The organism is Streptomyces sp. NPDC018029 (assembly GCF_044327655.1).
In the GTDB taxonomy this organism is placed as follows: Bacteria; Actinomycetota; Actinomycetes; order Streptomycetales; family Streptomycetaceae; genus Streptomyces.
In genome coordinates this window covers 409,903-422,506 of record NZ_JBIRFV010000002.1, presented here as the reverse complement: position 1 = coordinate 422,506, position 12,604 = coordinate 409,903, and the positions used below count along the sequence as shown (strand labels likewise).

1 protein-coding gene is annotated in these 12,604 nt (G+C 73.8%); it reads left to right on the top strand.

The genetic code is table 11. The features are described 5' to 3' along the window. Window positions 1–52: 52 nt before the first annotated feature. Window positions 53–12,520, top strand: coding sequence for an SDR family NAD(P)-dependent oxidoreductase (locus ACH4D5_RS06090; protein WP_398299092.1), 12,468 nt, complete (start codon window positions 53–55; stop codon window positions 12,518–12,520). Window positions 12,521–12,604 lie beyond the last annotated feature (84 nt).

Here is a 12,604-nt window from a genome sequence, read left to right as displayed (position 1 = left end):
GCCGCGTGCCGGCCACACACCAGGCGATCACGGGCGGGGAGCTGCAGCGCACATGGTGAGCGAAGAGAAACTGGTCGACTACCTCAAGCGTGTCTCCGCGGACCTGCACGCCACCCGGCAGCGGCTGCGCGAGGCGGAGGAGCGCGGCCAGGAACCCGTGGCCGTGGTGGAGGCCGCCTGCCGCTACCCCGGCGGCATCCGCACCCCCGAAGACCTGTGGGACCTGGTCGCCGCGGGCGGCAACGCCCTGGGCGCCTTCCCCGACAACCGCGGCTGGGACCTGCGACGCCTCTTCCACCCCGACCCCGACCACCCCGGGACGACCTACGCCCGCGAGGGCGGCTTCCTCCACGACGCCGACCTGTTCGACCCGGAGTTCTTCGGCATCAGCCCCCGCGAGGCGGCGGTCCTCGACCCGCAGCAGCGACTGCTCCTGGAGTGCGCCTGGGAGGCACTGGAGCGCGCGGGCATCGACCCGCGGTCCCTCCAGGGCAGTCGTACCGGCGTGTACGCGGGTGCCGCCCTGCCCGGCTTCGGCACCCCGCACATCGACCCCGCCGCCGAGGGCCACCTGGTCACCGGCAGCGCCCCGAGCGTCCTCTCGGGCCGGCTCGCCTACACCTTCGGCCTCGAAGGGCCCGCGGTGACGATCGACACCGCCTGCTCGTCGTCCCTCGTCGCCGTGCACCTGGCGGCCCACGCGCTGCGGCAGCGCGAGTGCGATCTGGCGCTCGCCGGCGGTGTCACCGTCATGACCACCCCGTACGTGTTCACCGAGTTCTCGCGCCAGCGCGGCCTGGCCGCCGACGGCCGGTGCAAGCCCTTCGCGGCCGCCGCGGACGGCACGGCCTTTTCCGAGGGCGCCGGACTCCTCGTACTGGAACGCCTCTCCGACGCCCGCCGGGCCGGCCACCGGGTGCTCGCCGTCATCCGCGGCTCGGCCGTCAACCAGGACGGCGCGAGCAACGGCCTCACCGCCCCGAACGGCCCCGCCCAGCAGCGCGTGATCCGCGCCGCCCTCGCCGGGGCGCGGCTCTCGCCCGCGGAGGTGGACGCGGTCGAGGCGCACGGCACCGGCACCCGGCTGGGCGACCCCATCGAGGCCGACGCGCTCCTCGCCACCTACGGTCAGGAGCGCCACGGGGGCCGGCCGCTGTGGCTCGGTTCGGTGAAGTCCAACATCGGCCACACACAGGGCGCGGCCGGCGCCGCGGGCCTGATCAAGATGGTCCAGGCGCTGCGGCACGAGACGCTGCCCGCCACGTTGTACGCCGACGAGCCCACCCCGCACGCCGACTGGGAGTCGGGCGCGGTGCGCCTGCTCAGCGCGCCGGTCGCCTGGCCGCGCGGGGAGCACGGGGAGCACACCCGCAGGGCGGGCATCTCCTCCTTCGGCATCTCCGGCACGAACGCCCACCTCATCCTGGAGGAGGCGCCCGCGGCCGACGCCGAAGGAGCGGGCGGCGACGGCGGTGGCGACGGGGGCGGGGCGCGGCCGGTGGTGCGGGTCGGCACCACGGGTCCCCGCGAAGAGCAGGGCCAAGTGCAGGGCCGAGAGCAGGGTCAAGGACAGGACCGAAAGCAGGGTCAAGGACCGGGCCAAGAGCAGCACCAACAGCAACGTCAGCAGCAGCGGTCGTCGATGATGCCGACGCCGCACCTCCCGTGGCTGCTGTCCGCCCGCAGCCCCGCCGCGCTCCGCGCCCAGGCCGACGCGCTGGCGCACCATGTCGCCCACGCGGACCACTCCATCGCCGACATCGGCGGCACACTGCTGCGCCGCACCCTGTTCGAGCACCGGGCGGTCGTCCTCGGAGCCGACCGTGATGAGCGTGCCGCAGCGCTTGCCGCCCTCGCGGCGGGACGCGCGCACCCCGCGCTGACCCGGGCCGCAGGGCCGGCGAGGAACGGCGGCACCGCCTTCCTGTTCACCGGCCAGGGAAGCCAACGCCCGGGCATGGGCAGGCAGTTGTACGACACCTTCGACGTCTTCGCCGAGTCGCTCGACGAGACCTGCGCCCGGCTCGACCCCCTGCTCGAACAGCCGCTGAAACCCGTGCTGTTCGCCCCCGCCGACACCGCGCAGGCCGCCGTGCTGCACGGGACCGGCATGACGCAGGCCGCGCTGTTCGCCCTCGAAGTCGCCCTGTACCGCCAGGTCACCTCCTTCGGGATCGCCCCCAGCCACCTGACCGGGCACTCCGTCGGCGAGATCGCCGCCGCGCACGTCGCCGGGGTGTTCTCCCTGGCGGACGCCTGCACGCTGGTCGCGGCCCGGGGCCGCCTCATGCAGGCCCTGCCCGCAGGCGGCGCCATGCTCGCCGTCCAGGCGGCCGAGGACGACGTACTGCCGCTGCTCGCCGGGCAGGAGGAACGTCTCTCCCTCGCCGCCGTCAACGGCCCCACCGCCGTCGTCGTGTCCGGCGAGGCCGCCGCCGTCGGGGAGGTGGAGAAGGCCCTGCGCGGGCGCGGACTGAAGACCAAGCGGCTCAACGTCAGTCACGCCTTCCACTCGCCGCTCATCGAGCCGATGCTCGACGACTTCCGCGAAGTGGCCCGCGGGCTGACCTTCCACGCGCCGACGCTGCCCGTCGTCTCCAACCTCACCGGCCGCCTCGCCGACGCGGAGCTGATGGCCGACGCCGAGTACTGGGTACGGCACGTACGCCGACCGGTGCGGTTCCACGACGGACTGCGCGCCCTCGGCGAGCAAGGCGTCGTGCGCTACCTGGAGTTGGGGCCCGACCCGGTCCTCGCCACCATGGTCCAGGACGGCCTCCCGGCCCCGGCGGAGGGAGAGGAGCCCGAGCCGGTCGTCGCGGCGGCGCTGCGCTCCAAGCACGACGAGGGACGCACCCTGCTGGGTGCCGTCGCCGCGCTCCACACCGACGGACAGCCGGCCGACCTCACCGCCCTCTTCCCCGCCGACGCCGGGCACGTGCCGCTCCCCACCTACCGGTTCCAGCGCCGACGGTACTGGCGCGTCGCGCCCGACGCCGCCGCACCGGCCCGCGCCGCCGGCCTCCAGGAGACCGGCCACCCGCTGCTGCCCGCCGTCATCCGGCAGGCCGACGGGGGCATCCTGCTCGCGGGACGCCTGTCCCTGCGTACGCATCCATGGCTCGCCGACCACACCATCGCGGGCGGCGTCCCGCTGCCCGCCACCGCCTTCGTCGAACTCGCCCTGCTCGCAGGGCGGCACGCCGACTGCGGCACGATCGACGATCTGACGCTGGAGACGCCGCTGCTGCTCGACGACACCGGTACCGGTGTCGGGGCGGCTGTGGGTGCGGGCGCCGATGCCCTCGTCGATGCCATTGAAGTGCAGCTCGCCCTCGGTGCTCCCGACGGCTCCGGCCGCCGTGCTCTCACCGTCCACTCCCGTCCTGCCGACGATGCGGCTGACGACGGCGACGCGGCCGACGCGGCCGATGCGGCAGGCCGGGGAGGCCCGGGCGGTTCGGGTGACCTGGGCGATCCTGGTGATCTGGGCGATCTGGGCGACGGCGGGGGCTCCCGCGGCTGGCGCCGTCACGCCACCGGCATCCTCAGCGCCGGCCCGGCCGCCGAACCGGCCGCCCCCGACGCCGCTCCCTGGCCGCCCGCCGACGCCACCGCCCTCGACGTCGACGCCCTGTACGCCCGGCTCGACGCGCAGGGCTACAGCTACGGGCCCGCCTTCCGGGCCGTCCACGCCGCCTGGCGGCACGGCGACGACCTCTACGCCGATGTCCGCCTCGCCGACGAACAGCGCGCTGAAGCCGATGCGTTCGCACTCCACCCGGCCCTGCTCGACGCCGCCCTGCACGCCGTCGACGAGCTGTACCGCGGCAGTGAGGGACGGGGGCAGGAACAGGGGCAGGGTGGTCAGGAGCCGGAGCAGGGGCAGGGTGGTCAGGAGCCGGAGCAGGGTCGCGGGGACGCGGACGCCCCGGTACGGCTGCCGTTCTCCTTCAGCGACATACGCCACCACGCCACCGGGGCCACACGGCTGCGGGTCCGCCTCAGCCCCCAGGGCGACGATCGGCTGCGGCTGTCCCTGACCGACAGCGAGGGCGGGCAGGTCGCGACAGTCGACGCCCTCCAACTGCGGTTGATCCCCGCCGACCGGTGGCGCGCGGCCCGCCCCACCACAGCCGCCCCCCTGTACCACCTGGACTGGCAAGAGCTGCCGTTGCCCGACCCGGCCGAGACGGACCCGGCCGCCCACTCCTGGGCTGTGCTCGGAGCGCACGACGCGGGCCTCGGTCCCGCCGCGCACTACCCGGACCTGGCGGCCCTGAAAGCCGCCGTCGAGGCCGGCGAGCCCGTGCCGGACATCGTCTTCGCACCGTTCCCCGCGCAGGGGACGGAGACCGATGTCCCGGCTCAGGTACGAGCCCACGCCCGGCACGCCCTGGAGCTGCTGCGCGACTGGCTCACCACGGACGCTCTCTCCGCCGCCCGCCTCGTCGTCCTCACGACCGGTGCGGTCGCCGCCCGCCCAGAGGACGGGCCCGCCGACCTGGCCACCGCGCCTGTATGGGGCCTGGTCCGAGCCGCCCAGGCCGAACAACCTGACCGTGTCGTCCTGGTGGACATCGACAAGGACGCCGACCAGGAGAACGACCAGGACGCCGGCGAGGGCGCCGTATCGCGCCACGTTCTGCCCGCCGCCTTGGCCGCGGCGGCCGCCCAAGCCGAGACACAGCTCGCCCTGCGCGCGGGCACCGTGCTCGTGCCGCGCCTCGCCGTCGTCCCGCCCCGAACTGACACCCCAGCGCTGCACGCCACCGCCCCGGAGAGCACCACGGACACTGTGGACTCCACGGGCATCGCGGGCGCCGCGGAAACCGGCGGCACCGTCCTGATCACCGGCGGAACCGGTGGCCTCGGGCAGGCCGTCGCCCGTCACCTCGCCGCCGCGCACGGCGCCCGCCACCTGCTCCTCGTCAGCCGCCGGGGCGACGCCGCCGAGGGCGTCGCCGAGCTGCGCGCCGACCTCGCGGACGACGGCGTCGACGTACGCGTCGCCGCCTGCGACATCACCGACCGCGACGCGCTGGCCGGGCTCCTCGCGGACATCCCCGCCGCGCACCCGCTCACCGCGGTCGTGCACACCGCGGGCGTCATCGACGACAGCCTCATCACGGCGATGACCCCCGAGCGGCTCGACGCCGTCCTCGCACCCAAGGCCCACGCGGCCTGGCACCTGCACGAACTCACCCGCGACAAGGACCTGTCGGCCTTCGTCCTCTTCTCCTCGGGCGCCTCCGTCCTCGGCAACGGCGGCCAGTCCAACTACGCGGCCGCCAACACCTTCCTCAACACCCTCGCCGAACACCGCCGCGCGGCCGGCCTCGCCGCCACCTCCGTGGCGTGGGGCCTGTGGGAGTCCGCGTCCGGAGGCATGGCCGCCCGGCTCGGCGACGCCGACCGCGCCCGCATCCACCGCACCGGCGTGGCGGGCCTGACCGACGAGCAGGCCCTGACCCTCTTCGACGCGGCCCTGACCGCCGAGCACCCCACGGTCCTCGCCACCCGCTTCGACCGCGCTGTGCTGCGCGGCCAGGCCGCCGCCCGCACCCTGCAGCCCGCCCTGCGCGGCCTGGTACGCACTCCGCGGCCCACCGCGTCCGCCGGGGCCACCGGGTCCACCGCAGCCACCGGGTCCGCCACGGACGAGACCGCGCCCTCCTCGTGGGCCGCCCGGCTCGCCCGGTTGTCCGCCGCCGACCGCGACCGCGCCCTGAACGAACTCATCCGCGAGCAGATCGCGACCGTCCTGGCGCACCCCTCACCCGAAACGATCGAACTGGGCCGCGCGTTCCAGGAGTTGGGCTTCGACTCGCTCACCGCCCTGGAACTCCGCAATCGCCTCTCCACGGCCACCGGCATCCGGCTGCCCGCCACCCTCGTCTTCGACCACCCGAGCCCCACCGCCCTCGTACGCCATCTCCACAGCCACCTTCCCGACGAGGCGCAGCACACTTCCCCGACTGCTCACGGCGCCTCTGCGGAGGGCACCGCCGCCACGGCCACCGGCATCGACGACGACCCGATCGCCATCGTCGGCATGGCGTGCCGCTACCCGGGCGGCGTGACCTCGCCCGAGCAACTGTGGCAGCTCGTGGCCACGGGCACCGACGCCATCGGCCCGTTCCCCGAGGACCGCGGCTGGGACACGGCCGGACTGTTCGATCCCGACCCCGACCAGGTCGGCCACAGTTACACCCGCGAAGGCGGCTTCCTCTACGACGCCGCCCGCTTCGACGCGGGCTTCTTCGGCATCAGCCCGCGCGAGGCCGCCGCCACCGACCCGCAGCAGCGCCTGCTCCTGGAAACCGCCTGGCAGGCTTTCGAACACGCGGGCATCGACCCCGCCGCCCTGCGCGGCACCCCATGCGGCGTCATCACCGGAATCATGTACGACGACTACGGATCCCGCTTCCTCGCGCGCAAACCGGACGGCTTCGAGGGCCGCATCATGACCGGCAGCACGCCGAGCGTGGCCTCCGGCCGGGTCGCGTACACCTTCGGCCTGGAGGGCCCCGCCATCACGGTGGACACCGCGTGCTCCTCCTCGCTGGTCGCGATGCACCTGGCGGCGCAGGCACTGCGGCAGGGCGAGTGCGAACTGGCCCTGGCCGGAGGTGTGACCGTGATGGCCACCCCGAACACCTTCGTGGAGTTCTCCCGCCAGCGCGGCCTGGCCCCCGACGGCCGCTGCAAGCCGTTCGCCGCCGCGGCGGACGGCACCGGCTGGGGCGAGGGCGCCGGACTCGTCGTCCTGGAGCGCCTCTCCGACGCGCGCCGCAAGGGACACCGCGTCCTCGCCCTGCTGCGCGGCTCGGCCGTGAACCAGGACGGCGCGAGCAACGGCATGACCGCCCCGAACGGCCCCTCGCAGGAACGGGTCATCCGCGCCGCCCTCGCCGGCGCGGGCCGTGGTCCCGAGGACATCGACGTGGTGGAGGCGCACGGCACCGGCACCACGCTCGGCGACCCGATCGAGGCGCAGGCCCTGCTCGCCACGTACGGGCAGGGGCGCCCGGAGGACCGCCCTCTCTGGCTCGGCTCGGTGAAATCCAACATCGGCCACACACAGGCCGCCGCCGGTGTCGCGGGCGTCATCAAGATGGTCATGGCACTGCGCCACGAGCAACTGCCCACGACCCTGCACGCCGACGAGCCGACCCCCCACGTGGAATGGGACCGCGGCGGCGTACGCCTCCTGACCGAACCGGTCCCGTGGTCGCGCGGCGAGCGCACACGGCGCGCCGGGGTGTCGTCCTTCGGGATCTCCGGGACGAACGCGCACCTGATCCTGGAGGAGGCGCCGGAGGAGGACCTGCCCGAGCCCGTGGCGCCGGAGCCGGGTGGGGTGGTGCCGTGGGTGGTGTCCGCGCGGACGCCGGACGCGCTGCGTGAACAGGCCAGTCGGCTGGGCGAGTTCGTCGTCGGGGCCGGGGATGTGTCGGCTGCCGAGGTGGGCTGGTCGCTGGCCACGACGCGGTCGGTGTTCGAACACCGGGCCGTGGTGGCGGGCCGGGACCGGGACGCCCTGGTTGCCGGGGTCCAGGCGCTGGCCGCAGGGGAGACGCCGACAGATGTCGTGTCCGGTCCGGCGGCTTCCTCCGGTGCGGGTCCGGTGTTGGTGTTTCCGGGGCAGGGGTCGCAGTGGGTGGGCATGGGTGCCCAGCTGTTGGACGAGTCTACGGTGTTCGCGGCGCGGATTGCGGAGTGTGAGCGGGCGCTGTCGGCGCATGTGGACTGGTCGCTGAGTGCGGTGTTGCGAGGGGACGGGAGTGAGCTGTCCCGGGTCGAGGTCGTGCAGCCGGTGCTGTGGGCGGTGATGGTCTCGCTGGCTGCGGTGTGGGCGGACTATGGGGTCACTCCGGCCGCTGTGGTGGGGCACTCGCAGGGTGAGATGGCTGCCGCGTGTGTGGCGGGGGCGCTGTCGCTGGAGGATGCGGCGCGGATCGTAGCGGTACGCAGTGAGGCGCTTCGCCAGTTGCAAGGGCACGGCGACATGGCATCGCTCAGTACCGGTGCCGAGCAGGCTACTGAGCTGATCGGTGACCGGCCGGGCGTGGTCGTCGCGGCGGTCAATGGGCCGTCGTCTACGGTGATTTCGGGGCCGCCGGAGCAAGTGGCTGCCGTGGTCGCGGATGCGGAGGCACGTGGTCTGCGCGCCCGTGTCATCGATGTCGGCTATGCCTCGCATGGCCCCCAGATCGACCAGCTCCGTGATCTCCTCACCGAACGGCTCGCCGACATCCAGCCGACCACCACCGACGTGGCCTTCTACTCGACGGTCACCGCCGAACGCCTCGACGACACCACGGCCCTGGACACGGATTACTGGGTCACCAACCTTCGCCAGCCCGTCCGTTTCGCCGACACCATCGAAGCCCTTCTCGCGGACGGTTACCGCCTCTTCATCGAAGCCAGCGCACACCCGGTACTGGGCCTGGGCATGGAGGAGACCATCGAGCAGGCGGACATCCCCGCCACGGTCGTCCCCACCCTGCGCCGTGATCACGGCGACACCACCCAGCTCACCCGCGCCGCCGCCCAGGCCTTCACCGCCGGCGCCCCCGTCGACTGGCGACGCTGGTTCCCGGCCGACCCCACCCCCCGCACCGTCGACCTCCCCACCTACGCCTTCCAGCACCAGCACTACTGGCTGGAGGAGCCCACCGGGCTCACCGGAGACGCCGCCGACCTCGGCATGGTGGCCGCCGGGCATCCGCTGCTCGGTGCCTGCGTGGAACTCGCGGAGAGCGACTCGTACTTGTTCACCGGGCGGCTCTCGCGCAAGGCTCCGTCCTGGCTGGCCGAACACGTGGTGGCGGGGACGGTTCTGGTGCCGGGTGCGGCGTTGGTGGAGTGGGTGTTGCGGGCCGGTGATGAGGCGGGTTGCCCGACGATTGAGGAACTGACTCTCCAGGCGCCGTTGGTGCTGCCCGAGTCGGGTGGGTTGCAGGTTCAGGTGGTCGTGGGTGCGGCTGATGAGCAGGGCGGCCGTCGTGACGTACATGTGTATTCCCGGTCTGAGCAGGACGCATCGGCGGTGTGGGTGTGCCATGCCGTCGGTGTGGTGAGCTCCGAAACGCCAGAAGCAGCAGCCGAGTTGAGTGGGCAGTGGCCTCCTGTCGGGGCCGAAGCCGTGGATGTCGAGGACTTCTACGCGCGGGCCGCGGAGACCGGATACGCGTACGGTCCGGCGTTCCAGGGGCTGCGGGCGCTGTGGCGGCACGGGACGGAGCTGCTCGCCGAGGTGGTGCTGCCCGAACAGGCGGGTGCGCACGACGGTTTCGGCATCCACCCGGCGCTGCTGGACGCCGCCCTGCATCCGCTGATGCTCCTCGACCGGCCCGCGGACGGGCAGCTGTGGCTGCCGTTCGCGTGGAGCGGGGTGTCGCTGAACGCAGACCGGGCGACCCACGTCCGTGTCCGGCTCTCCCCGCAGGGGGAGGCGGCCGAGCGTGACCTGCGGGTCGTCATCGCCGACGCGACCGGCGCACCCGTCCTGACGGTCGACGCCCTGACCCTGCGCGCGGCCGATCCCGGCCGGCTGGGTGCGGCGGCCCGTGGCGGTGTCGACGGCCTCTACACCGTCGACTGGACCCCGCTGCCCCTGCCCCAGCCCCTTCCGCTGCCGCGGACGGATGCCGGGGGGAGCGCCGACTGGGTCATACTTTCGGACAACTCCAGTGCAGCTCTGGCTGATGCCGTGTCGTCCGCGACGACGGCAGGTGGCGGAGCGCCGTGGGCAGTGCTCGCTCCCGCTGGCGGCGGCTCTGCCGATGACGGGCTGCCGGTGGTGCGGCGGACCCTCTCCCTCGTACAGGAGTTCCTGGCCGCCCCGGAGCTGGCCGAGTCCCGTCTCGTCATCGTGACGCGCGGCGCCGTGGCCACCGACGCCGATGGCGACGTCGCGGCGTCCGCGGCAGCGGTCTGGGGCCTGGTCCGCAGCGCCCAGTCGGAGAATCCGGGCCGCTTCGTCCTCCTCGACATCGAGGAGGAGCACCTCCACCCGGACGGCGGGGAACTGCCGTACGCCGCCCTGCGCCACGCCGTCGAGGAGCTCGACGAGCCTCAACTTGCCCTCCGCAGCGGCGAATTCCTCGTACCGCGCATGACGCCCGCTGTCGCCCCCGAGGAGCTCGTCCCGCCGGTCGGTACGTCCGGCTGGCGCCTCGGCACCTCCGGTACGGCCACCCTGGAGAATCTCTCGGTGATCGACGCTCCCGAGGCGTTCGCGCCGCTGGAGCCCGGGCAGGTGCGGATCTCCGTGCGGGCGGCGGGCATGAACTTCCGTGACGTGCTGATCGCGTTGGGCATGTATCCCGACAAGGGCACGTTCGCGGGAAGCGAGGGCGCCGGACATGTGACGGAGGTGGGTCCGGGCGTCACTCATCTGTCGGTCGGTGACCGGGTGATGGGCCTGTTCGAGGGCGCTTTCGCGCCGCTGGCCGTCGCGGACGCCCGGATGGTCGTCCCGATTCCGGAGGGCTGGAGCTTCCAGGAGGCCGCGGCGGTGCCCGTGGTGTTCCTGACGGCCTGGTACGGCCTCGTGGACCTCGGCCGCCTCCGGGCGGGCGAATCGCTGCTCATCCACGCGGGCACGGGCGGGGTGGGCATGGCCGCCACCCAGATCGCCCGCCACTTGGGCGCCGAGGTGTTCGCCACCGCGAGCCCCGCCAAGCACGGCGTGCTCGACGGCATGGGCATCGACGCGGCCCACCGCGCCTCCTCCCGTGACCTGGACTTCGAGGAGACCTTGCGGGCGGCGACGGGCGGGCGCGGCATGGATGTCGTACTCAACAGCCTGGCCGGGGAGTTCACCGACGCCTCGCTGCGGCTGCTCGCCGAGGGCGGGCGCATGGTGGACATGGGCAAGACAGACAAGCGCGACCCCGACCGGGTCGCCGCCGAGCACGCGGGCGCGTGGTACCGGGCCTTCGACCTCGTGCCGCACGCCGGACCCGACCGGATCGGGGAAATGCTGGCGGAGCTGGGCGAGTTGTTCGCCTCCGGCGTCCTGGCGCCGCTGCCCGTCCAGACCTGGCCGCTGGGCCGGGCGCGTGAGGCGTTCCGGTTCATGAGCCAGGCGAAGCACACCGGCAAGCTGGTGCTGGAGATTCCGCCCGCCCTCGATCCGGACGGCACAGTGCTCATCACCGGCGGGACCGGGGTCCTCGCCGCCGCGGTGGCCGAGCACCTGGTGAGGGAGTGGGGCGTACGACACCTGCTGCTGGCCGGGAGGCGCGGTTCCGAGGCGCCCGGGGGCGGTGAACTCGCCGCGAAACTGACCGAGTTGGGGGCCGAGGTGACCTTCGCCGCGGCCGATGTCAGTGATCCGGACGCCGTGGCGGAGCTCGTCGGCAAGACCGATCCGGCGCACCCGCTGACCGGCGTGGTCCACGCGGCGGGTGTGCTGGACGACGCCGTGGTCACCGCGCAGACCCCGGAGAGCCTCGCACGGGTGTGGGCGGCGAAGGCGACGGCCGCACACCTGCTGCACGAGGCGACCCGGGAGGCGCGCCTCGGTCTTTTCCTGGTGTTCTCCTCGGCGGCGGCGACACTCGGCAGCCCGGGACAGGCCAACTATGCGGCGGCCAACGCCTATTGCGACGCCCTCGTCCGGCAACGGCGTGCCGAGGGCCTGGCCGGTCTCTCGATCGGCTGGGGTCTGTGGCAGACGGCGAGCGGCATGACCGGACACCTCGGCGAGACGGACCTGGCACGCATGAAGCGCACCGGGTTCACCCCGCTGACCACCGAAGGCGGCCTGGCCCTCCTCGACGCCGCCCGCGCCCACGGCCGCCCGCACGTGGTCGCGGTGGACCTCGACGCGCGCGCCGTCGCCGCGCAGCCCGCCCCCTCCCGGCCCGCGCTCCTGCGCGCCCTTGCCACGGGTGCGACACCGGGCGCCCGCACCGCCCGGCGCACCGCGGCCGCGGTCACCGTCGCCCCGGCGGACGGTCTCGCCGACCGGCTCGCCGGCCTGCCGCATCCCGAACGGCGCCGACTGCTGCTCGACCTCGTACGCGGCAACGTCGCCGGCGTCCTCGGGCACAGCGACCACGACGCCGTCCGCCCGGACACGTCGTTCAAGGAGCTCGGCTTCGACTCCCTGACCGCCGTGGAACTGCGCAACCGGCTGGCCGCCGCCACCGGCCTGAAGCTGCCCGCGGCCCTCGTCTTCGACTACCCCGAGTCGGCCACCCTCGTCGACCACCTCCTCGAGCGTCTGTCGCCCGACGGCGCGCCGCCGCCCGTCAAGGACGCCGCGGACCCGGTCCTCAACGACCTCGGCAGGATCGAGTCCTCCCTGGACGCGCTCGCCCTCGACGCGGACGCGCGCAGCCGGGTCACCAGGCGTCTGAACACCCTGCTGTCGAAGCTGAACGGAGCCGCCACGGCCGGCTCCCCGGTGGGCGCGGCGGACGTCGCGGACCTGGACGCGCTGGACGCGCTGGACGACGTGTCCGACGACGAGATGTTCGAGTTCATCGACCGAGAGCTGTGACCCCCCTGCCCGCCCCGTCCCCCTTCCTCGCCCCCACGTTCCCCGTGCCCTTCGCTGATGGAGAAGTGACGTTCGATGTCGAGT

What these genes read in the sequence shown, in the direction of transcription:
- ACH4D5_RS06090 (WP_398299092.1), top strand. Translation starts at nt 53, where the DNA reads ATGGTGAGCGAAGAGAAACTGGTCGACTACCTCAAGCGTGTCTCCGCG.